This is a genomic window from Bacillus sp. AFS029533, assembly GCF_002585125.1.
GTDB classification, from domain to species: domain Bacteria; phylum Bacillota; class Bacilli; order Bacillales; family Bacillaceae_G; genus Gottfriedia; species Gottfriedia luciferensis_B.
The window spans coordinates 26,394-50,069 of the sequence record NZ_NUQC01000066.1 but is presented as its reverse complement, the minus strand read 5'-3'; the positions used below and the strand labels follow the sequence as shown (position 1 = coordinate 50,069).

General features: G+C 33.3%; 21 protein-coding genes. 15 read left to right on the top strand and 6 right to left on the bottom strand.

The features are described 5' to 3' along the window. Window positions 1-266: 266 nt before the first annotated feature. Both COE53_RS22850 and COE53_RS22845 read right to left on the bottom strand, forming a co-directional pair. Window positions 267-1,280: a hypothetical protein gene (locus tag COE53_RS22850; RefSeq protein WP_069034605.1), complete on the bottom strand. Its 1,014-nt coding sequence runs from the start codon at window positions 1,278-1,280 to the stop codon at window positions 267-269. A gap of 32 nt (window positions 1,281-1,312) precedes the next feature. Continuing rightward, window positions 1,313-1,603 carry a YtpI family protein gene (locus COE53_RS22845; protein ID WP_069034604.1) on the bottom strand — a complete coding sequence of 97 codons (291 nt, stop codon included), beginning with the start codon at window positions 1,601-1,603 and terminating at the stop codon, window positions 1,313-1,315. Window positions 1,604-1,696: 93 nt separating this feature from the next. Between COE53_RS22845 and COE53_RS22840 the strand changes: the two genes are divergently transcribed. Next, window positions 1,697-2,635: a DHH family phosphoesterase gene (locus COE53_RS22840; protein WP_069034781.1), complete on the top strand. Its 939-nt coding sequence runs from the start codon at window positions 1,697-1,699 to the stop codon at window positions 2,633-2,635. 48 nt (window positions 2,636-2,683) lie between these two features. On the opposite strand, the gene ytrI is transcribed toward COE53_RS22840, so the two are convergent. Both ytrI and ytrH read right to left on the bottom strand, forming a co-directional pair. After that, window positions 2,684-3,187 carry a sporulation membrane protein YtrI gene (gene ytrI, locus COE53_RS22835; RefSeq protein WP_084006968.1) on the bottom strand — a complete coding sequence of 168 codons (504 nt, stop codon included), beginning with the start codon at window positions 3,185-3,187 and terminating at the stop codon, window positions 2,684-2,686. Beyond that, a complete protein-coding gene (ytrH, locus tag COE53_RS22830; RefSeq protein ID WP_056472224.1) occupies window positions 3,187-3,522 on the bottom strand; it encodes a sporulation membrane protein YtrH in 336 nt (111 codons plus the stop codon). Before ytrH ends, ytrI begins: the two co-directional genes overlap by 1 nt. A 173-nt stretch (window positions 3,523-3,695) precedes the next feature. Here ytrH and dnaE point away from each other — a divergent pair, with 173 nt between their 5' ends. The 7 genes from dnaE to COE53_RS22795 all read left to right on the top strand — a co-directional run bounded on the left by dnaE (window position 3,696) and on the right by COE53_RS22795 (window position 14,075). After that, window positions 3,696-7,040, top strand: a complete 3,345-nt coding sequence (gene dnaE / locus COE53_RS22825; protein WP_069034603.1) for a DNA polymerase III subunit alpha — start codon at window positions 3,696-3,698, stop codon at window positions 7,038-7,040. Window positions 7,041-7,207: 167 nt separating this feature from the next. Next, window positions 7,208-8,410 (top strand): NADP-dependent malic enzyme, encoded by a 1,203-nt coding sequence (gene ystJ, locus COE53_RS22820; RefSeq protein WP_175403520.1) that lies wholly within the window; start codon window positions 7,208-7,210, stop codon window positions 8,408-8,410. Window positions 8,411-8,780: 370 nt separating this feature from the next. Further along, complete coding sequence (accD, locus tag COE53_RS22815; protein ID WP_069034779.1) at window positions 8,781-9,581, top strand: acetyl-CoA carboxylase, carboxyltransferase subunit beta; 801 nt, start codon at window positions 8,781-8,783, stop codon at window positions 9,579-9,581. Window positions 9,582-9,586: 5 nt separating this feature from the next. Further along, window positions 9,587-10,537, top strand: coding sequence for an acetyl-CoA carboxylase carboxyl transferase subunit alpha (gene accA / locus COE53_RS22810; RefSeq protein ID WP_069034778.1), 951 nt, complete (start codon window positions 9,587-9,589; stop codon window positions 10,535-10,537). Window positions 10,538-10,782: 245 nt separating this feature from the next. After that, entirely contained in the window at window positions 10,783-11,742 is a 960-nt protein-coding gene (gene pfkA / locus COE53_RS22805; protein ID WP_069034601.1) for a 6-phosphofructokinase, read from the top strand. A 79-nt stretch (window positions 11,743-11,821) separates the two neighbouring features. After that, window positions 11,822-13,576 (top strand): pyruvate kinase, encoded by a 1,755-nt coding sequence (gene pyk, locus COE53_RS22800; protein WP_069034600.1) that lies wholly within the window; start codon window positions 11,822-11,824, stop codon window positions 13,574-13,576. A 103-nt stretch (window positions 13,577-13,679) separates the two neighbouring features. Then, window positions 13,680-14,075 (top strand): FxsA family protein, encoded by a 396-nt coding sequence (locus COE53_RS22795; RefSeq protein ID WP_069034599.1) that lies wholly within the window; start codon window positions 13,680-13,682, stop codon window positions 14,073-14,075. A 102-nt stretch (window positions 14,076-14,177) separates the two neighbouring features. Here the strand turns inward: COE53_RS22795 and ytvI are convergent, their stop codons facing one another. After that, window positions 14,178-15,290: a sporulation integral membrane protein YtvI gene (ytvI, locus tag COE53_RS22790; protein WP_091023594.1), complete on the bottom strand. Its 1,113-nt coding sequence runs from the start codon at window positions 15,288-15,290 to the stop codon at window positions 14,178-14,180. Window positions 15,291-15,413: 123 nt separating this feature from the next. Between ytvI and COE53_RS22785 the strand changes: the two genes are divergently transcribed. The 4 genes from COE53_RS22785 (at window position 15,414) to mdh (ending at window position 19,556) form a co-directional block, all read left to right on the top strand. Continuing rightward, window positions 15,414-15,872, top strand: a complete 459-nt coding sequence (locus tag COE53_RS22785; protein WP_098948769.1) for a DUF441 domain-containing protein — start codon at window positions 15,414-15,416, stop codon at window positions 15,870-15,872. Between the two features lie 175 nt (window positions 15,873-16,047). Beyond that, window positions 16,048-17,166, top strand: a complete 1,119-nt coding sequence (gene citZ / locus COE53_RS22780; protein WP_069034596.1) for a citrate synthase — start codon at window positions 16,048-16,050, stop codon at window positions 17,164-17,166. Window positions 17,167-17,300: 134 nt separating this feature from the next. Continuing rightward, window positions 17,301-18,581, top strand: a complete 1,281-nt coding sequence (icd, locus tag COE53_RS22775) for an NADP-dependent isocitrate dehydrogenase (protein WP_025568412.1) — start codon at window positions 17,301-17,303, stop codon at window positions 18,579-18,581. Between the two features lie 36 nt (window positions 18,582-18,617). After that, window positions 18,618-19,556 carry a malate dehydrogenase gene (mdh, locus tag COE53_RS22770; protein WP_025568413.1) on the top strand — a complete coding sequence of 313 codons (939 nt, stop codon included), beginning with the start codon at window positions 18,618-18,620 and terminating at the stop codon, window positions 19,554-19,556. Window positions 19,557-19,613: 57 nt separating this feature from the next. On the opposite strand, the gene COE53_RS22765 is transcribed toward mdh, so the two are convergent. Beyond that, the gene (locus tag COE53_RS22765) at window positions 19,614-20,078 is read right to left on the bottom strand and encodes a hypothetical protein (protein WP_025568414.1); all 465 of its coding nucleotides are present in this window, start codon (window positions 20,076-20,078) and stop codon (window positions 19,614-19,616) included. A gap of 338 nt (window positions 20,079-20,416) precedes the next feature. On the opposite strand from COE53_RS22765, the gene COE53_RS22760 reads away from it, so the two are divergent. The 3 genes from COE53_RS22760 to pnpS all read left to right on the top strand — a co-directional run bounded on the left by COE53_RS22760 (window position 20,417) and on the right by pnpS (window position 23,540). Next, complete coding sequence (locus tag COE53_RS22760; protein ID WP_025568415.1) at window positions 20,417-20,887, top strand: MaoC/PaaZ C-terminal domain-containing protein; 471 nt, start codon at window positions 20,417-20,419, stop codon at window positions 20,885-20,887. 177 nt (window positions 20,888-21,064) lie between these two features. Beyond that, window positions 21,065-21,781: a response regulator transcription factor gene (locus COE53_RS22755; protein WP_025568416.1), complete on the top strand. Its 717-nt coding sequence runs from the start codon at window positions 21,065-21,067 to the stop codon at window positions 21,779-21,781. Further along, window positions 21,774-23,540: a two-component system histidine kinase PnpS gene (gene pnpS / locus COE53_RS22750; RefSeq protein ID WP_098948768.1), complete on the top strand. Its 1,767-nt coding sequence runs from the start codon at window positions 21,774-21,776 to the stop codon at window positions 23,538-23,540. Before COE53_RS22755 ends, pnpS begins: the two co-directional genes overlap by 8 nt. Window positions 23,541-23,676 lie beyond the last annotated feature (136 nt).

The following is a 23,676-nucleotide window of genomic DNA, read 5'->3' as shown; positions in this document are numbered from 1 at the left end:
CCTATGGGATATGCAGGACGCCTGAGACCCTACAGGAACGAACGTGACGAGGAGGCTAAGGTCTCGCCCCATGGAAAGCGAGTATCCTGTAGTGGAAATCAACATCACACTACTCCTTTACGAAAATTTGGTAATTTAAATTGAGAAGTTTGTTTTTTAACAGCGAGGAAGCTCTATTAGGGCTTCCATTATTTTTTAATTACGTAAAAAAAAAGCAGGAAACCATTCCCTGCCTTTGAAGTTTATGAAAATATCATCCCGTATATTTATTTCGAAAGTAGTTTAGTAACTCGATTAACAAATTCATTATTTTCGTTTCTAGTATCAAAATCTTTTGCTAAGTCATATACAATTTTCTCTAATTTCTCTAAGTCATAAATAAATTCATCTTCATTTATTTTCAATTTTTTCGCCATAAATAATGCTGCTAGCCAAAACTCGAATTTATATGATAGATTTGAAAGATTATCACATAAATCAACATGTTTATAGAACAATTCAATTGCTCTGTCAGGATCACAAAAAGTTAAAAAGATCATTTGTTCACTTAGTTCAGGAATGTATTTTGTGCGATTGTATGTTACAAAATAAGCTTTTTGTTGAATAATTAATGCTTCATCTATTTTGCTTTCTTCTAATAAAGGAAGCAGTAATTTTGAGTAGGATTTGTGAATCGCTTCGTCACAATCAACTGAGCTATTCATTATTTTATTTTGTAAATTTAACGCTTCTTGAAGATGATCCGTTTTTAGTAAATAAATCATTTCACCATACATTTCACATTTTTCGCAATTACTTAAATGATCCTTTGGAGATTTTTTATATAGTTGAAAGTTTTGTTTTGCGTAATCAATTTGATTTAAATATAAATTCATTATAAATAGAGATTGAAAATAAGGTCTTAAAGAATAGTTAGCAATTACTAAACGATTCTTAAAATCCTCGAAATAATGGTGAATTTCTTCTAACGAGAATCTGAGGGACTGAGGTATTATTTCTAACAACCACTTGTACAACCATAGGATCTGCTCTTGCTCGATACGTTCTTCGTTTTGATCATATAAATCTACACACCACAAAAAGGTATCAATAAATAAATCTATTTCACCAATAGAAAAAGCAGTTTCTGCTAATTCCATATTAACGTAATATAGATATCCCCATTCCTCTTGATTTTCTAATTCTTCTGCAAAAGTAAGTAGTTTTTGAAGTTTAATACTAGAATGTGATAATTCTACTAGTTCATCAAATTTAGATGAAAATAGATCTTCTGTCATCATGTAAGTTTTCTCACTTTCTAGATTACTATAGATTAAATAGTTTGTTTATTTTCAATTGCTTTATAATGCTTATTTTGTAAGTATCCACGATATAGATTTGCCGCACCAAATAGAATGAAAAGAATACCGACACAAATTGTGATTAATTCAAGCTTTGCTACCATTTGATTTATACCGTAAAGCAATAAGAATAATCCAAAAGTTAATCTGGCACGTGACCCGGCAATTTTTTTTGTTAATAGTTCGCTTGTAAAGAAAAATTTGGTAACGTAAAATAAGAAGAATAGAAAAGATATAATTACGATTGTTGCAATGCTATTCACTTAGCTTCCACCTTTCAATGACTAATACATAATTCTATTTTACAGTCATAGAAACTATATTTCAAAAGTTTTCATATAAAGGAGAGTTTAATGTTGAAGGAACAAATTTTAAAAGATATACATTCGTTTGATACGATAATCATTCATCGTCATGTTCGCCCAGATCCAGATGCAATCGGTTCACAGTGTGGTTTAGCAGAGATGATTAAAGCAAGTTATCCCGCTAAAAAAGTATATGTAGTAGGACATTTGCCACAATCTCTAGAGTATTTATATAAAATGGATGAAATTGCAGATGAAGTATATGAGGATGCTCTTGTCATTGTTTGTGACACTGCCAATACTGAACGAGTAGATGACGCAAGATATTCATCTGGAAAGAAACTGATTAAAATTGACCATCATCCGAATGTAGATCCATACGGTGACATTATGCATGTAGATACTACTGCCAGTTCAACAAGTGAGTTAATTTTTGAACTGGCAGAGAGTAGTAATGAACAATTAGTCGTAACTGACAAAGCTGCGAGACTAATTTATGCGGGGATTATTGGAGATACAGGAAGATTCTTATTTCCAAGTACAACAGAAAGAACTTTTCATGCAGCTAGTAATTTGATAAAAAAGGATTTTTCAATTAATGAAATATATGACAATATGTACGAAACATCAATTGAGATGGCACATTTAAATGGATATGTTCTTCAAAATTTTAAACTGACAGAAGAGGGAGTCGGTCATATAAACATGACAAAGGCTCTAATGGATGAATACAATGTTAATTCTGAACAAGCTTCGTTGGCTGTAAGTTCACTTGGACATATAAAAGGAGTAAAAGCTTGGGTTATCTTTTTAGAGGAAGAGGATTTAATTCGAGTACGTCTTCGTTCAAAAGGACCAGTTATAAATGGAGTAGCTGCTATGTTTAACGGGGGTGGACATCCGCTTGCTTCTGGAGCGAAAGTCTTCTCATGGGAAGAAGCAGAAAAAGTAGTGGAAGAATTAAAAAAGGTTTGTAGGGAAGAAAAATAAAGCTTAAAAAAATAAATTTGAGAGGCTAATCGAATGCTAGCCTCTCATTTATTTTGTGCTTTTTATTTTTAATGTGATTTCTAATACGGTATCAAAGTAGATTGTATCTATTTCAAGTTTAAAACGCCGATCATCTTTAATATAAACTTTGTTTTCGATTGCACGTCTTAATAATTCCCGATTTTGTGAAACGCTTTTAATATCTTGAGTAAGTAAATTACTTAGATCATCCTTTACATCAGTAACAAGTTGATTATTAGTAAAGGCATTTATATTGTATTGTTTGTAATTTAAAATTGTCACCTTGATATCTTGAACTGTTAAATTTCGTTTCTTTTCCTTGTTCATTCGCTCCATATTTTCAATAAATATATTTTTATCTCTTAAATATTGTTTATTGAGCATTTTTAATTCAGATATTTGTTTTACTTGCTCTTCTTCAGTCACACCATAAAAATAAATAAAAACGAGCCAACTAATGATAAACCCGAAAAAAATGCCTACAAAAAATTTAGCCCAAGCGTGGGAGAGTTGTTCTGGAGGAGCTTTCATTAAACGTGTTCTCCTGTAAACCATTGGATAATGATTGTACCTGTATGAGTTCCTCCCATGGCGGCTATAATCATGAAAATTTGCTTAATGAATTCAATTGTTTCTCCTTCAAATAATCCTTTTTCAAAACTATAGAATGTATCGAATGTTCCACCAATCGCCCCAACAATTGCCCAAATTCGTAACTTCATTGATAAATCATACATGCTGCTAAGTGGTGGCTGTCCAATGACGTAGTAACCGATTGAACCAATTATCGATCCACCTATTATGATTCCTAGTGAAATAAAATACATTGAAATTAATGCTGGTATAAATGGCAACTTAAGCTCCAATTGTCCTCACTCCCTCCATTAATATATATGGACAAAGTGTTATGTGTATGATGAGTATTAAAGTAAGTTTAAAATAAAAGATATGTTTTAATTTTCACGAACAAAAATAGAATGTAAGTTCGTATTTTGTGATAGAATAGATTATATTGAAAAGATGGTAAGGAGGAATGTAGATGAGTTTTGTTCATTTGCAAGTTCAAAGTTCTTATAGTTTATTGCAAAGCGCATGTAAAATAGATGAATTAATTAATGCTGCTGTTAGAGAAGGACATCCTGCGCTTGCTATTGCAGATGAAAATGTCATGTACGGGGTAATTCCTTTTTATCATGCGTGTAAAAAAGCGGGGATTAAGCCAATTATTGGGGTGAAAATCTCAATTTTAATGGATGAACAGCAGTCTTATCCGATGATTTTTCTAGCAAAAGATCTGACTGGTTATCAAAACCTTTTAAAACTTACAAGTATAATAGGGACAAAATCACCAGAAGGAATTCCTAAAAAGTGGTTATCGGCATATAGTAACGGCGTGATTGCAATTACGCCAGGAATCGAGGGAGAAATTGAAAACTTACTACTGAATGGAGAAATAGAAAGAGCTATTGTTCATTTAAAAGAGTATCAATCAATTTTTGATCAATTTTTTGTCAGTATTCAAGATCACGGTTTACCTGAAGATCGTTTGCTATATCCACTCATTAAACAAGTACAAAAAGAAACAAACATCAGTTTAGTAGTTACAAATGACGTTCGATATATTGAAAAAGAGGATGCACTTATTCAAGATGCATTATTTTCAGTTAAAAATGGTACTAAGTTATCGGACGAATCAAGACCAAGATTACATTCCAACGAATATTATTATAAATCAAAAGCCGAATTATTGAAGCTGTTTTCTGATGAGGAAGAAGCATTTCAAAACACTATCCATATTTCAGATATCTGTAATGTAACGATTCCTTTTCATCAGCCGTTATTGCCTAAGTATCCAGTACCTGATGAATATTCAACAGTGGAATATTTAAAAATGGTTTGTGAAAATGGCATGATTGAGCGGTACGGGGAAATAAATGATGAACTTAAACAAAGATTAGAATTTGAGTTAAATACAATCAATAAGATGGGATTTAATGATTACTTCCTCATTGTTTGGGACTTTATTAAATATGCACTTGAACAAGGGATATTTGTTGGACCAGGACGTGGTTCCGCTGCGGGATCTTTAGTGGCTTACGTATTAAAAATTACGAATGTAGACCCAATACATTATAATTTACTATTTGAACGTTTTTTAAATGAAGAAAGAATTACAATGCCAGATATTGATATTGACTTTCCAGATCATCGACGAGATGAAATGATTGATTATGTCGCTTCAAAATATGGTGATGTGCATGTTGCACAAATTATTACATTCGGAACATTAGGAGCAAAAGCAGCTATTCGAGATATTGCCAGGGTAATGGGGCTTACACCAACTGAAATAGATCGGTATTCAAAGTTAATTCCATCATCATTAGGAATTTCATTAAAAGATGTCTTTGAGCAATCAAAAGCATTTAAAAATCATGTTGAACATTCTGGTATTCATAAACGGATATTTGAGGTAGCTTGCCAAGTTGAAGGATTACCTCGTCATACAAGCATCCATGCAGCAGGTGTAATTATTTCTGAACTTCCCTTAACAAATGTTGTCCCGCTACAAGAGGGGAATCATGGAGTGTTTTTAACACAATATCCTGCAGAAATCCTTGAAGAGCTTGGATTAGTAAAAATGGATTTCCTTGGTCTACGTAACTTAAGTTTATTGGAAGAGGTCTGTCGATTAATTTATGAAGCAAAAGGCGAAGTAATTAATTTGGAAGAAATTCCGTTACAAGATCTAAAAACATTTGAAGTTCTTAGTAAAGGAGATACCTCAGGCGTATTTCAGTTAGAATCATCAGGGATGAGAAGAGTACTACAGCAATTACAGCCTAATCAGTTTGAAGATATAGTGGCTGTAAACGCGTTATATCGTCCGGGTCCAATGGAGCAAATCCCTAGATTTATTCAATATAAGCATGGATTGGAGAATGTTACGTATCCTCATCCAGTTTTAGAAAAAATATTAAAACCAACATATGGTGTAATCATATATCAAGAGCAAATCATGCAAATTGCTTCGACACTTTCAGGATTTACTTTAAGTGAAGCAGACTTACTTCGAAGAGCTGTAAGTAAAAAGAAGAAGGAAGTTTTAGATGAAGAAAGAATTCATTTTGTAGAAGGTGCAATAGCTAAAGGTTATGATGAACAAGTTGCAAATGAAGTATACGATTTAATTGTCCAATTTGCTAATTATGGATTTAATAGGAGTCATGCTGTAGCGTATAGTATGATTGCGTATCAACTAGCATATTTAAAGGCAAATTTTCCTCTAGAATTTTATGCAGCACTTTTATCGAGTTTTATAGGAAGTGAAGAGAAAGTATCGAATTATATTGGGGAAGCAAAATTAAAAGGGATCCCAATCTATCCACCTTCAATAAATAAAAGTCAATACGCATTTGTAGTTGAAGGAAATGGAATTCGATATAGTTTATTAGCTATTAAAAATATAGGAATGGCAACTGTAAGAGAAATTCTACAAAAGCGGCCATATAAAGATTTTTTTGAGGTTTGCATTAAAATTTCACCAAAAGCATTAAACCGAAAAAGTATAGAAAATTTAATTTTTTCGGGATGCTTTGATGAGTTTGAGCTCGACCGTGCAACACTATTAGCAAATATTGATATGATTTTTGATTACGTGGATATAGTAAGACCTGAAAATGAAGATCAATTTGATTTATTTCTTGATGAAGATTTTGTGCCTAAACCAGAAATTATTAAAGTGGAGCCAATGAAAATTTCAATCAAGCTTGAACTTGAAAAACAAGCTTTAGGAACTTATTTATCAGGTCATCCGATTAGTCAATACGAGAAGTTGCTGAATGAAAGTAATGCCGGGACTATTACATCAATTATGATGAAGAAAGATACAGAGCATCTACTGTTTGTCTATATTAAGGACTTAAGGATTACAAAAACAAAAAAACAGCAGCATATGGCTTTTTTACAAGTTGAAGATTTAAGTTCTTCAATTGATGCTGTTGTATTTCCAACTACTTTTGAAAAATACCGTCATAAATTAAAAGAAAAAGAAGTAGTTGTAGTTAAAGCAAAAGTTGATGAACGGGATGAAAGAAAACAATTAATAATAAATGAAGTCCTTACAATCGAAGAAATGGAAGAAATAAACGACCAAAAGAAGTATACTTTATTTATTAAAATAACGGGACATACTAATAAAAATATTTCGTACACAATACAGCAAACGATCTCTAAGTATAAAGGGCATGCGAAAGTTGTGCTTTACTATGAAGAAGATAAAAAAGCTGTTCAATTATCTGAACACTATTATGTGAATCCTTCTGTGAATTGTCTTTCGATGTTAAGAAATATTGTAGGAGATGCAAATGTTGTATTAAAGAAATAGACATTCTTCTCTAAACTATTTATTATTAACATACATGTGATATCATACAAAAAGAAATTTTTACCTTTTAAAGAGAAAATCACTAAGAAATATACAGTTGAAAAGTCAACTCGTCAACATTAGGGAGAGTGAATAGTTTGTCATTATTAAGTGAAGAAGCATTACATATGCATAGAGTACATCAAGGTAAATTAGAAACAGTTTCTAAGGTGCCAGTTACAAATGCTAAAGAACTAAGTTTAGCGTACTCACCAGGTGTTGCCGAGCCGTGTAAAGAAATTTACGAAGAAAAAAGCAGAGTGTATGAATACACAATGAAAGGTAATATGGTTGGTGTAGTTTCGGACGGATCTGCCGTTCTTGGACTAGGTAATATTGGTCCAGAGGCTGCATTACCTGTAATGGAAGGTAAAGCTGCGTTATTTAAAAGCTTTGCTGGTGTTGATGCATTTCCAATCTGCTTAAATACGCAAGATGTAGAGCAAATCATTCAAACAGTAAAATTGTTAGAGCCTACATTTGGTGGAATAAATTTAGAGGATATTGCAGCTCCAAACTGCTTTATAATAGAAGAGCGCTTAAAGCGTGAAACAAATATTCCTATATTCCATGATGATCAACATGGAACGGCGATCGTTACACTTGCAGGTTTAGTAAATGCTTTAAAAATAGTGAATAAAAATATGGCTGATATTAAAGTGGTCCTAAATGGTGCAGGAGCTGCAGGTATTGCTATATTAAAATTATTGTATCGTTTTGGTGTTCGTCAAATTATTATGTGTGATACAAAAGGCTCGATTTACGAAGGGCGTCCAAATGGTATGAATAGCGTAAAAAATGAAGTTGCAAAATACACAAATAAAGATAAAATTCAAGGTAGCCTTAAAGAAGTACTCGAAGGGGCAGACGTATTTATTGGGGTTTCTGTAAAAGGAGCAGTAACTCAAGAAATGGTTCGTTCAATGAATGAAAATCCTATTATTTTTGCAATGGCTAATCCAGATCCAGAAATTATGCCTGAAGATGCAAAAGAAGCAGGCGCTTTAGTAATCGGTACTGGTCGCAGTGATTATCCTAACCAAGTAAATAATGTTCTTGCATTCCCAGGAATTTTCCGTGGAGCATTAGATGTTCGTGCTACACATATTAATGAAGAGATGAAAATTGCTGCAGTAAATGCAATTGCAAGCTTAGTAAGTGAAGCTGATCTATCTCCAGATTTTATTATTCCAGCGCCATTTGATCCTCGAGTGGCTCCAAAAGTAGCTGCTAGTGTAGCAAAAGCTGCAATGGAAACAGGGGTTGCGAGACTGAATGTTGACCCGAAAGAAATCGAAGAAAAAACAAAAAAACTAGCTTTAATTAAATAGTTTTATTACCAGATATCAATATTAATGGGGATAGTATTACAATACTAAAATTAAGTAATGTAGTACTATCCTTTTTTATCTGATATAATACTTAGATGTGGTAAAAAAGCGCAAAGATTGTTGGAAATTAAAGGAATTTCATAAAAAATGTATAAATTAATTTTTTTAGATTTTCTACAAATTTCAAGTTGGTTAAATGGTTGTAATGACGAAATTTAGCTGAATTTTATCGACAAATGTTAACAAAAAGTGTATAACATTTATAGTATCCTATTAGTATTTAGTACTAAAAAAGTTAGGAGGAATTAGGTTGCAAATCAAAGACTTATTTTCCAAAAAGAAAAAATATGCATCTATACCTTCAGAAGTAATGAGACAAGATTTACCTGACGGTGTTATGACAAAATGTCCTAAATGTAAAAAAATTAGTATTACAAAAGAATTAATAAAAAACCTAAAAGTTTGTAATAATTGTGGTTATCACCATCAAATGACAGCATTCGAAAGAATCGAAAGCTTAATTGATGAAGATACTTTTGAAGAGTTTGATCAAAATATGGTTTCTGCAAATCCGCTACACTTCCCTGATTACATAGAGAAGCTTGAAGGGGATCGTAAAAAAACTGAGCTTAACGAGGCGATTGTTACAGGAAAAGGAAAAATCGACGGAATTCCTGTTGTAATTGCAGTTATGGATGCAAGATTCCGAATGGGAAGCATGGGATCTGTTGTCGGAGAAAAAATAACTCGTGCAGTTGAGCGAGCTTCATCTGACGGTTCACCATTTATTATTTTTACTGCATCCGGCGGAGCTCGTATGCAGGAAGGTATTTTAAGTTTAATGCAAATGGCAAAAACTAGTGCTGCGCTTAAAAAGCATAGCGAGCTAGGTTATTTAGCAATTTCAATTATGACAAATCCAACTACAGGTGGAGTATCTGCTAGTTTTGCATCTTTAGGCGATTTTAATTTTGCTGAGCCGGGTGCTTTAATTGGTTTTGCTGGTAGACGTATTATTGAGCAAACGATCCGTGAAGAATTACCTGAAGACTTCCAAACTGCTGAATTCCTAATGAATCATGGTCAGCTTGATGCAGTCATTTCACGATTAGAATTACGTTCAAAATTATTTACAATCCTTAACTTACATCAAGGGGGTGTCTTGCAATAGTGGTTATGTTAGAATTCGAAAAACCGATTCATGAACTAAAGACGAAAATAGATGAACTTAAGGTTTATACAAGTCAACATGATGTTGATTTTTCTGAAGAAATCAGACGTTTAGAAGAACGTTTAAAAACCTTAGAAAATGAAATATACGGTAACATGGGAGTTTGGGATCGTGTACAAGTTGCTAGACATCCTGAACGACCAACTACTTTAGATTATGTTAATAGATTATTTACAGATTTCTTTGAGTGTCATGGTGATCGATTATTTGGAGACGATGCTGCAATCGTTTCAGGTATCGCATCTTACCGTGGATTACCGGTTACTATCGTTGGACATCAACGTGGTAAAGATACAAAAGAAAATATTCGACGTAATTTCGGTATGCCACATCCAGAAGGGTACCGAAAAGCACTTCGTTTAATGAAGCAAGCAGAGAAATTTAACAGACCGATTATCGCGTTTATCGATACAAAAGGTGCATATCCTGGTAAGGCAGCTGAAGAGCGTGGACAAAGTGAAGCAATTGCCCGAAATATTTTTGAAATGGCAGGCTTAAAAGTACCTACTATTTGTATTGTAATTGGCGAAGGTGGTAGTGGTGGAGCTTTAGCATTAGGAATTGGTAATAAGTTACTGATGTTAGAAAACTCAACTTACTCTGTAATATCACCAGAAGGTGCAGCAGCATTATTATGGAAAGATTCTTCACAAGCACGTAGAGCAGCTGAAACAATGAAAATAACAGCTCCAGACTTATTAGATTTAGGTGTAGTTGACCAAATTATTCCTGAAGTAAAAGGTGGAGCGCAAAATGATGTTGAACAACAGGCTAAGTATATTGACAAGTACTTATATGAAACATTAAAGTCACTGTTAACTATGGATAAAGAAGAGCTAGTTCAACAACGATATGAAAAACACGCAAAGTTAGGGAAAATTTCTTTTAACCAATAATATTTAGTTTAACTTCTAGAGTGTGTGAAACAATATGTTAGCATGCTCTTTTTGTATTTTTTTTATAAAATTAGTAAAAAATAGCAATATGCATAAAGATGTCGTCATACTTTTTAAAAGTGTTTCATTCATTAAAAAAAGTTTATGAAAAAGTTCACATTATTTCTATTGTTTAAATAGGCATTACATGGTACTTTATAAAAATGAATAAATGCATAAGGTAAAATCATTGAGGTGAATACATAATGAAAAGAATTGGCGTATTAACTAGTGGAGGAGACTCTCCAGGAATGAACGCTGCTGTACGTGCAGTTGTAAGGAAAGCGATTTTCCATGGTCTTGAAGTTTATGGTGTATACCAAGGTTATTCTGGTCTTATTAATGGAAATATTGAGAAGCTAGAGTTAGGTTCTGTAGGTGATATTATTCATCGTGGTGGGACAAAACTACTTAGTGCGCGTTGTCCAGAATTTAAAACATTGGAAGGACAAATGAAAGGGATCGAACAACTTAAAAAGTTCGGAATTGAAGGATTAGTTGTTATTGGTGGAGATGGATCATATCAAGGTGCAAAGAAGCTGACTGAACATGGTTATCCTTGCGTTGGTGTTCCAGGTACAATTGATAATGATATCCCAGGTACAGATTTTACAATTGGATTCGATACAGCATTAAATACTGTTATTGATGCAATTGATAAAATTCGTGATACAGCGACATCACATGAGCGTACATATGTAATTGAAGTTATGGGTCGTAACGCAGGTGATATTGCATTATGGGCAGGGTTAGCTGATGGTGCAGAAACGATTTTAATACCTGAATGTGACTATGATATGGATGATATTATTAGTAAATTAAACCGTGGTAGTGAGCGTGGCAAAAAACATAGTATCATTGTAGTTGCAGAAGGCGTCGGAAGTGCAATTGAGATAGGTAAAGTAATACAAGAGCGAACTCACTTTGATACACGTGTAACAGTTTTAGGACATGTTCAACGTGGTGGTTCACCAAGTGCTGCTGATCGAGTTTTAGCAAGTCGTCTAGGAGCAAGAGCGGTTGAACTACTTATGGAGGGCAAAGGTGGACGTTGTGTTGGAATCCAAAATAATAAGTTAGTTGACCATGACATTATCGAAGCACTATCTAAAAAGCATGAACTTGATCGAGATATGTACCAATTATCTCAAGAACTTTCAATTTAATTAGTTAGATTTAATTGGGCAATCGATTTCATAAATTTCGTAATAGTATAGAGTTTTATATAAATTTGGAGGGTAAAAAATGCGTAAAACAAAAATAGTTTGTACGATTGGTCCTGCTAGTGAATCGGTAGAAAAATTAGTAGAGTTAATTAATGCAGGAATGAACGTAGCACGTTTAAATTTCTCGCATGGTTCTCATGAAGAGCATGCTGCAAGAATTACAAGTATCCGCGAGGCTTCAAAACAAACTGGTAGAACTGTAGCGATTCTTTTAGATACAAAAGGTCCAGAAATTCGTACTTTAGATTTTGAAGGTGGCCAAGCAGAATTAACAACTGGAAATGAAGTTATTATTACTACAGAACCAGTAGTAGGTACAGCAGAAAAATTTGCGGTTTCTTACGAAGGTTTAATTGATGACGTACATGTTGGTTCTAGAATTCTTATCGATGATGGATTAATCGGATTAGAAGTTATCGGTATTGAAGGAAATGATATTCGTACTAAAGTGTTAAACAGCGGTTTAGTAAAAAATAAAAAAGGTGTAAACGTACCAAATGTACGTGTAAATTTACCTGGTATTACAGAAAAAGATATAAGCGATATCCAATTTGGTATTGAACAAAATGTTGATTTTATTGCCGCATCTTTCGTTCGTAAAGCTTCTGATGTATTAGAAATTCGTGAGCTTTTAGGTAAACATGGCGCTGAGTATATTCAAATTATACCGAAAATCGAAAACCAAGAAGGGATCGATAATATCGATGAAATTCTTGAGGTTTCAGATGGTTTAATGGTTGCACGTGGTGATATGGGTGTAGAAATTCCACCAGAAGAGGTACCAATCGTTCAAAAACTATTAATTAAAAAATGTAATAATTTAGGTAAGCCAGTAATTACAGCTACTCAAATGTTAGATTCTATGCAACGTAATCCTCGACCAACACGAGCAGAGGCAAGTGACGTTGCAAATGCCATTCTTGATGGAACTGATGCAATTATGTTATCAGGAGAAACTGCTGCAGGTTCATATCCAGTCGAATCTGTTTCAATGATGAACTCAATTGCGCTTCGAATTGAAAAAAGCTTACAATACGAAGAATTATTTAAAAAGCGTCAAAGAGAAAATAAAGGAACAATTACAGATGCAATTGGTCAATCGGTTGCAGCAACGGCTTTAAACTTAAAAGTAGCTGCAATTATTGCTCCTACTGAGAGTGGACATACTGCGAAAATGATTTCAAAATATCGTCCAAAAGCTCCTATATTAGCTATTACATCTGATATTCGTATTTGTCGCCGCCTAACTTTAGTTTGGGGAGTACAAACTGAATATAGAGAAAGAGCAAACTCAACTGACGAAATGTTACAACATGCTATGGAAGCGGCTCAAGACGCTAAATTTGTTTCAAATGGTGATACTGTCATCATTACTGCTGGATTACCAGTTGGTGAAACAGGTATGACAAATATGATGAAAATCCATGTAGTAGGTGACGTGATCGCTCAAGGTCAAGGTATTGGTCGCAAAACTGCTGCAGGAAAAGTTGTCATCGCAAAAACTGGTGAAGAAGCTGTTTCGAAAGTTACACCAGGAAGTATTCTTGTAACAAATAGTACAGATCGAGACATGATGCCAGCGATTGAAAGAGCAGCGGCTATTATTACTGAAGAAGGTGGATTAACTAGCCATGCTGCAGTAGTAGGTGTTAGCTTAGGTATTCCAGTAATTGTTGGAGTTGAAAATGCAACAAACATCTTAGTAAACGGTCAAGCTGTTACAGTAGATGCTTCAAGAGGAATAGTTAGTACAGGACATAAAAGCATATTTTAAGATATAATAAAGAGAAGGACAAAGTTTCCTTCTCTTTATTTTTTGACGTGCATAAGATTATTAAGAGATATATTTTTAATTCTAAGCAAGAGGTGAAACGATCATGAAAAAACTTGTTGGTTGGCTATTGTTAATCCCATTAATTGATTTAATCTGTTTAACATTACTTGGTAGAGTAATTGGTTCCTTATCAGTATTTCTTTGGCTAATCGGTACGCTTTTGATTGGTATATATATCATGAGAACCGTTTGGGTTACAGTTAAAAATCAAGCCGGAGAACAGATTCGGGCTGGCAAAATGCCGGATTTAATCATGATAGAGGGATTGTCATTTTTCCTAATTGGCCTCCTATTTTTTATTCCAGGACCAATTACCGACTTACTAGCAATCGTTTTGCTAATTAAACCAATTAGAATCAAATTTGTTCAACAACTTATTTATTTTGTCATGAAAAGGCTAAAGGGTAATGTTGTTTGGACAGGTTATATAAAGAAATAAACATTGGAAATACAATTGATTTTTTATCAGAGACAAAAAAACGAGAAAGCGGTTAGCTTTCTCGTTTTATTTTTGCAAAGAAATAATAAATTGATTTTCAGTTTAATTCGAACCTCTAATATAATACCAAAGTTCATGGAAGACTCTTGCTCGATACAAAGTTGATAAAATTACTAAGGTTACTGGACCGGCTATCAATCCTAGTAGACCAAAAAATTTAAAACCAACAAATATCGAGATTAAAGTAGGAAGTGGTTGTAGTCCAATATTTGAAGATAGAACTTTTGGCTCTGCAAGTTGACGTTGGACAATTACAACACCATATAAAATTGCGAGACCAATCGTTAATTTATAATCGCTAGACAGAAATGTATATAAGATCCATGGTATGAAAATTAAGCCAGTTCCTAGGTATGGAAGTAAGTCGATGAAGCCAATTAGAATAGCTATAGTGATTGCAAAAGGAACTCTTAATATTAATAATCCGATTAAGACTAGCACAGTCGTCATAGAAATAAGAGTGATATGTGCTTTAATAAAACCAAATAAAGCTTTTCGTAAATCAATAAAAATTGTTTTGCTGTAATGTTGAATTCGATCTGGTGTATATTTTGCGAATAAATTTTTTATTTTGTACCAATCTTTACTAATAAAGAAAGTTGCTAATAAAGAAACGAATATTAAGGTAGCAGTATTTGGTAATAAAGCGATTACTAACTTAATCCCTACAATAATACCATTTAATGCTTCTTTTCCTAGATTAATTGCAGAATCGCCAATCGATTGTATATTTGTGCGAATCGTATGTTGTTGACCAGCTCCGAGTTGACTATATTTACTCATAATCAAGTCATATAAAGGAATCACCTTATCAGTAACAAGATTTTCAACGAAATAAATTAATCGTTCAAAGCTTTCTGGAACAACTTGAATTAAATAGGTAGAGCCTGAGATGATTTCCGTAATTAGTAATGTAAATAATCCTGCTAGAATAGCTAATAGTAAAATAATTGATAAAAATGCTGCTATTCCTCTTGGTACTCTGGCTTTTTCGTTTAAAAAATTTACTAGTGGATTTAAAAGGTATGCAATGATTAAAGCAATGATGAAAGGGTATGTAAGTTTTGAGATGAATAGTGCCACGTAAAGACCTAGAATAGTACATGCGATAACAAATAAAAACCGAATGATCTGAAAAACTAAAGTTCTATTCAAACTTTTACCTCCTTCCAAAGTGAAATGAGTCCTCTTGTCTTATTTTATCAAGAATTATTTTTTTATAATAGTAAAGTTTGATAGTATTTATTAATAAATTATACATTAAGGGGATACTAACAAATGAGTGAATCGACAATTTTTCTCTTAGTTTTATTATTAGTTGGTGCAATCGCTAAAAATAACTCTTTAATTATTTCAATTATAGTATTGTTAGTACTAAAATATACTCCCTTAGGAGTTCGAGTATTTCCGTATATGCAATCAAAAGGTATTAATTTAGGCGTAACAATCATTACGATTGCTGTATTAGTACCAATAGCGACCGGAGAAATCGGTTTTAAAAATTTGATTGATGCATTAAAAACCCCTGTTGCCTGGATCGCACTACTCTCTGGTATCGCCGTAGCTCTTTTGGCAAAAGGTGGAGTACAATTATTAGCAACTAGTCCACAAATAACAGCAGCATTAGTACTAGGTACTGTACTGTCTGTAGCGGTATTTAAAGGGGTTGCAGTAGGGCCTTTAATTGGAGCTGGAATCGCATATCTATTCATTTGGATTGTAGAATTAATTAAGTAATTGCATAATAATTATATTTTAGTAAATTGTTTTCATTCACAAAAGTCAGATTATTGTTTATAATAAGTGATAGTAGGGTTCCTTTCTATATATACTCGGTATTTAAAAAGAGTTATACCAGTATATGTATGTATTAAATACTAGGGAAATTTTTGCGTAAAGGAGAGAGGGGAATATGACAGTTAAAAGTGGTTTAGAGGGTGTTGTAGCAGCTACGACTTCTATAAGTTCTATTATTGATGATACATTAACGTATGTGGGTATCGGTATTGATGAATTAGCAGAATATGCAAGTTTTGAAGAAGTAGTATATTTATTATGGCATCGCAAGTTACCAAATAAGGATCAACTTAAAGAACTTGCTTCTCAATTAGCAGATAATGCCGAATTACCAGAAGAAGTTATTACTTACTTAAAATCAACTAATTTAAAAAATGTACATCCTATGACTGTACTACGTACAGTTATTTCAATGCTTGCATTGTATGATAAAAATGCTGAAGCAATGGACTCAGATTCAAATTATCTTAAAGCAATCCAACTTCAAGCTAAAGTTTCAACATTTGTGGCAGCGTTTTCTCGAATTCGTCAAGGGCTTGAACCAGTTGCTCCTAATAAAGATTTATCTTATTCGGCTAACTTCTTATACATGCTAACAGGTGATAAACCTAATGCAATTGCTGAAGAAGCAATTAATAAGGCTTTAGTACTACATGCTGACCATGAATTAAATGCTTCGACATTTACTGCACGCGTTTGCGTAGCTACATTATCTGATATTTATTCAGGTATTACAGCTGCGATTGGAGCTTTAAAAGGTCCATTACACGGCGGCGCAAATGAAAGCGTTATGAAAATGTTAGCTGAAATCGGTGAGATTGAAAATGTTGAATCTTACATTCAAGAGAAAATGGATGCTAAAGCGAAAATTATGGGATTCGGACATCGCGTATATCGTGGTGGGGACCCACGTGCGAAACATTTAAAAGAAATGTCTCGTCAATTAGGTGCAATTACTGGAGAGTTAAAATGGTACACAATGTCTGAAAAAATTGAAGAACTTGTTACAACTCAAAAGAATATTCCACCAAATGTTGATTTCTACTCTGCATCTGTTTATCACAGCTTAGGAATTGAACATGATTTATTCACTCCAATCTTTGCTATTAGCCGTATGTCTGGCTGGACTGCACACATTTTAGAACAATATGAAAATAATCGTATTATTCGTCCGCGTGCAGATTATACAGGACCAGAGAAAAACTCTTACATTCCAATTGAAGAGCGTGCATAAAGAAATAATTGAATACTTAAAATAGTATTTAATATTCGAATAATAGTGGTATAGTAAAGAGAGGAAGAGGAATCTTCCTCTCAAAAGCATGTATTTTAATGAATTTAATTTATTTATACAAGGGGGAGCATGTAATGCAAGCTGAAAAAATTACATTAGTAGACGGCCAATTAAACGTGCCAAACAATCCAATTATTCCTTTTATTGAAGGCGACGGTACAGGCCCAGATATTTGGGCAGCATCATCACGTGTTTTAGATGCAGCTGTTGAAAAAGCATATAATGGTAATCGTAAAATTGAATGGAAAGAAGTTCTTGCTGGTGAAAAAGCATTTAATGTTACTGGTGAATGGTTACCTCAAGAAACTTTAAATTTAATTGAAGAGTACATGATCGCAATTAAAGGACCTTTAACAACTCCAGTTGGTGGTGGTATTCGTTCTTTAAACGTTGCTCTACGTCAAGAATTAGATTTATTTGTGTGCTTACGTCCTGTACGTTACTTTGAAGGTGTACCTTCACCAGTTAAACGTCCAGAAGATACTGACATGGTAATTTTCCGTGAAAACACTGAAGATATCTATGCAGGTATCGAATATGAAAAAGGTTCTGAAGCAGTTCAAAAAGTTATCGAATTCTTACAAAAAGAAATGGGTGTTAATAAAATCCGTTTCCCAGAAACATCTGGTATCGGTATCAAACCAGTTTCTGAAGAAGGTACAAAACGTCTTGTACGTGCAGCAATTAATTATGCAATCCAAGAAAACCGTAAATCTTTAACTTTAGTTCATAAAGGTAATATCATGAAATTTACTGAAGGTGCATTTAAGAACTGGGGTTATGAAGTTGCTGAGCAAGAATTCGGCGACAAAGTATTTACATGGGCAGAATACGATCGCATTGTAGAAACAAGCGGTAAAGACGCTGCTAACAAAGCAATGGATGAAGCTGAAAAAGCTGGGAAAATCCTAGTAAAAGACAGCATTGCTGATATCTTCTTACAACAAATTTTAACTAGACCACGTGAGTTCGATGTAGTTGCTACAATGAACTTAAATGGTGACTATATTTCTGATGCACTTGCTGCTCAAGTTGGTGGAATTGGTATCGCTCCTGGAGCAAATATCAACTACGAAACTGGACATGCTATTTTTGAAGCTACTCATGGAACAGCACCTAAATACGCTGGTTTAGATAAAGTAAACCCATCTTCAGTTATTCTTTCTGGAGTATTAATGCTTGAGCATATGGGTTGGAATGAAGCAGCTTCTATGATTCTTAAATCAATGGAAAAAACAATCGCTTCAAAAGTTGTTACTTATGACTTTGCTCGTCTAATGGATGGAGCTACTGAAGTGAAATGTTCTGAATTTGCAAACGAATTAATTTCAAATATGGAATCAGTTCTTGTATAATTAAATTGTGTTTGTAAATAAAAGGGAGGTATTTGTATGTCAATTCGTAGACGTAAAATTTCCGTAGTAGGTGCTGGGTTTACTGGTGCTACAACAGCTTTCTTGCTTGCACAAAAGGAATTAGGGGATGTTGTGATAGTTGATATTCCACAACTTGAGAACCCTACTAAGGGCAAAGCCTTAGATATGCTTGAAGCAAGTCCAGTTCAAGGATTTGATGCTAACATTATTGGTACTAGTGATTATGCTGACACAGCTGATTCAGATGTAGTAGTCATTACAGCAGGTATCGCTCGTAAACCGGGTATGAGCCGTGACGATCTAGTATCAACTAACTCAAACATCATGAAAGCAGTTACTCGTGAAATCGTAAAATACTCTCCTAACTGTACAATCGTTGTTTTAACTAATCCGGTTGATGCAATGACTTATACAGTATACAAAGAAGCTGGTTTTCCTAAACACCGCGTTATAGGACAATCTGGAGTTCTTGACACAGCACGTTTTAGAACGTTTGTAGCTCAAGAATTAAATTTATCCGTTAAAGATATTTCTGGATTTGTTTTAGGTGGTCACGGAGACGATATGGTACCATTAGTGCGTTATTCATATGCTGGTGGTATTCCATTAGAAAAATTAATTCCAAAAGATCGTTTAGAAGCTATTGTTGAACGTACTCGTAAGGGTGGCGGAGAAATCGTTAATCTACTAGGTAACGGAAGTGCTTATTATGCACCTGCTGCATCTTTAGTAGAGATGGTTGAAGCTATACTTAAGGATCAACGTCGCGTATTACCTACAATCGCTTATTTAGAAGGCGAATATGGGTACAGCGGTATTTACTTAGGAGTTCCTACAATTATTGGCGGAAACGGTATTGAACAAATTATCGAATTAGATTTAACCGCTGAAGAAAAATCAGCGTTAGATCGTTCAGTTGCAGCTGTCAAAAACGTTATGAACGTTTTAGCTTAAAAAGAAGACCCACAAGTAATTTCTAATTACCTTGTGGGTCTTTCATTTTATCCTACTTTAATATTCACCTTTAATTACAAAATATGAGCCACGAATCGTTCCAGCTAGTTTAGACTTCTGCCTAGCAAACTTAAACTTCTCTACTAACTCCATTGGAATTTCCATTCCGTCAGAAAGTTTAAAACCAACAGCACGCTTTTTAGGGTCATCAACCGTATACATAACATTTACCGAAAGTCCATCCTCATAAAAGACGTAGGTAAATTTAATATTTTCCACTTGAAAACGAGATGTTTCTAAAGGTTTAGCAGCGAATACGATATCACGTTCTTCTTTCAAAATTCGGTTAACATAATCAAGTGTCTCCTGACTTTCACTAGCTGGTACAACCGTAAATTCATGTTTGTACTTGTTCATAAAATAACGAGCTTCATTTGCACGTAAACCAGCAAGTGCATCTACTACTGGGGAAGACTCTAAACCAACCGTAGACACATTTTTAAAATCAACTGTATAAGACATGTCCATCTCTCCTTTTCACTTAGCCAAACTTTAATTTAATCATCTTATCTACTAAATTATACCAAAAACTTATGCATCTGAATTGTCGTTTCACGGTATAAGTATGTACAAGTTTTTTATGCAACAAACCACAATGATTTTTATACAGAACGAATATAGAGTATTTAATTACTTATTAAGGAGAAAGATAGAATTTTATCATCCATAAGGGGGAAAATATAAACAGACGAAAAGTAAAAATTTTTATAAGTTTTTTTATAAAAATTTTGCCGATTAAGAAGGAAATTTGCTGTTGTTTATCGAATTTTTAAAATATTAAGATAAACAGGGGGTTTAATATGTTAACTAAAAAAGCAAAAATCGGACGAAAACTTGAAGACATTTCAATTGGTGAAAAGTTAATTGTAACAGAACATATTGATGAAAAACATATTTACTTATACCTGGCTTTAACAGGCGATACAAACCCATTATATACTCAATACAACTATGCTTCTCAAACAAAATATAATAAACCGATTGTTCCAAGTTTTATTATAAGCGGGCTAGTCTCTGCAGCAGTTACAAAACATTTACCTGGTCCAGGAAGTCATATTATAAAAAAAGAACTTCAATTCGATCAACATATATATCACAATGAAACAATTTCAATTCATTTTGAGGTAGTCGAAATTAACTTAGATTTAAATGAAGTATGTATTAATGTAAGCGTTTTAAATAAAACGCAAACTGAAATTGCTAATGGAAAACTGACAGTAATTCCACCAACGGTAAACCAATCGAATGCTCTATTATATGAAAATTTTTAACTATAGAATGTCAACTCTGACATTCTTTTTTTGTTGTTTTACTTTTGAATGAACTTTCCATCCCTGCTTTTTACGTTTTACGTCTGATGGAATTTTTAGTATGATTAAAAAGTAGACATAAATAATAAAATAGTTACAAATGGATGAGGGGTTAACAATGACCTGGAGGAATATGAAATGAACAATAAAATTCTTGTAGTTGACGATGAAGAGCATATCTTAACTTTAATCAAATTTAACCTAGAACAAGCAGGCTTCCAAGTTGTTACAGCTACTGATGGGGATGAAGGTTTACAAAAGGCTGTAGAGGAAAAACCAGAATTAATTGTTCTAGATCTAATGCTACCTAAAAAAGATGGTATGGAAGTATGTAAAGAATTAAGACTACAAAGAAATACGACGCCTATTTTAATGGTTACAGCAAAAGATGATGAATTTGATAAAGTGTTAGGACTCGAACTTGGTGCCGATGATTACATGACAAAACCATTTAGCCCAAGAGAAGTCGTAGCTAGAGTTAAAGCGATTTTAAGAAGATCTAAAATTACTGAGACACCAGTACAATCAAATGACGATGCTGATACTTTAATAATAGCTGATCTAAAAATTCTACCTGAGTACTATGAAGCATATTTCCAAGGTGAAAAACTAGAGTTAACACCTAAGGAATTTGAGTTATTATTATATTTAACGAAAAATAAAGGTAGAGTATTAACTAGAGATCAATTATTAAGTGCTGTTTGGAATTATGATTTTGCTGGAGACACTAGAATTGTCGATGTTCATATTAGCCATTTAAGAGAAAAAATTGAACTAGACTCGAAAAAACCAGTTTATATAAAAACAATTCGTGGATTAGGATATAAATTAGAGGAACCAAGATTAAATGAGTAATCTTAATCGAAAATTGCTCTATGGATTCTCTGCAATCATAATCGTTATTCTTGTTATATTAGGAATCGTACTAGGGCAAATATTTAAATCCTTTTATCTGACAAACTATGACCAAAGAATTGAGAAAGAAACTAACTTAATTGCCTCAATTATGGAGTCGAATACACCATTAACAAAGAATATATCTAATCAGACGTTAAAAAAGATATCAAAGGACTTAAATATCGATATTATATTATTTGATGATCACTATAATCTGATTGCTAAATCTAGCAATGAGAATGTGGAATTGAATATATCATCAAAGGATTTAAAAACTTATCTAGAACGACTTGATAAAGTAGAGAGTGCAGCTAAATTTACTGAAAAAGATTCTGCAGCTAAATATTATGGCAAGAAAATTACAGATAAACATGGCAATAAGCAATTTTTAATTGTCGATTATTCAACTAAGTCAATCAAAGAAGTTTACCGAAGTATTTCGATGTTATTATTTTCATTATTAGGTTTTGTTTTATTTGCCATCATAGTTTTACTGATACGATACTCGCATCAATTTTCAAAACCAATTGAAGATATTACACAAGTTGCAATTGAATTATCCAAAGGGAATTATAAAGCTAGAACATTAGCTGAAAGTAATGAATCGACAACAATGTTAAGTCAAGCAATGAATGTACTTGCAAAAAATCTACAAGAAATGACTAGTCAACAAGAAATGCAGCAAGATCGATTAAACACATTAATCCATAATATTGGTAGCGGGGTTGTTTTAATTAATAGTAGGGGTCATGTAAACCTAATTAATAAAACATATCGAGAAACGTTCAAAATTGACTCCAGAAGTATACTGGGTGAACTTTATTATGACGCATTTAAACATAAAGAAGTCATTGAAATTGTGGAAGAAATTTTTCTAAAAGAAATAAAAGTTAGAAAGCAAATCATTCTGCCATTATCAATTGAAAGAAAACATTTTGAAATATATGGTGCACCAATCATTGGGATAAATCACGAGTGGAAAGGAATCGTTCTTGTTTTCCATGACATAAGTGAATTAAAGAAATTAGAGCAAGTTCGAAAAGATTTTTTTGCAAATGTATCCCACGAGCTTAAAACACCTATTACATCTATTAAAGGTTTTACTGAAACTCTACTAGATGGAGCAATGGAAAATGATGAGTTATGTAAAAACTTCTTATCGATTATTTTAACGGAAAGTGATCGTATGCAGACACTTATTCAAGATTTGTTAGACCTTTCAAAAATTGAGCAACAGAATTTTAAATTAGATCTTGCAGAAGTATCAGCAAAACAAGTTATTGAAGATGTACAGCAAATGCTTAATCAAAAAGCAGAAGAGAAGAATATAGACTTCAAATTATATTTAAATAGTCAGTTAGTTGTATATGCTGATGCGTTAAGATTAAAGCAAGTAATTATTAATTTAGTTGATAACGCAATTCACTATACTCCAGCTGGTGGTAAAGTATTTATTACTGCCTCCGAGACGAATGATCATATTGTTTTAAGGGTTAATGACACAGGAGTTGGAATTGGAAAAGAAGATATATCTCGTATTTTCGAACGTTTTTACAGAGTAGATAAAGCAAGAAGTAGGAACTCTGGAGGGACAGGCCTAGGACTAGCGATTGTAAAGCATCTTGTCGAAGCGCATAAAGGCAAAATCGAAGTTGAAAGTAAACTAGGCCATGGGACATCATTCATTGTAACATTAAATAAAAATATTTCGATGTAACATTTACATTGTTTTTACATTGTATTTATTAATAATTAATAAAAAATTGTTATAGTTATGATGAAAACCCCTTCATCCAAGGAGTTATCTTAAACCGGGAGTAGTTATACTTCCGGGATTTTTTATATTTAATACT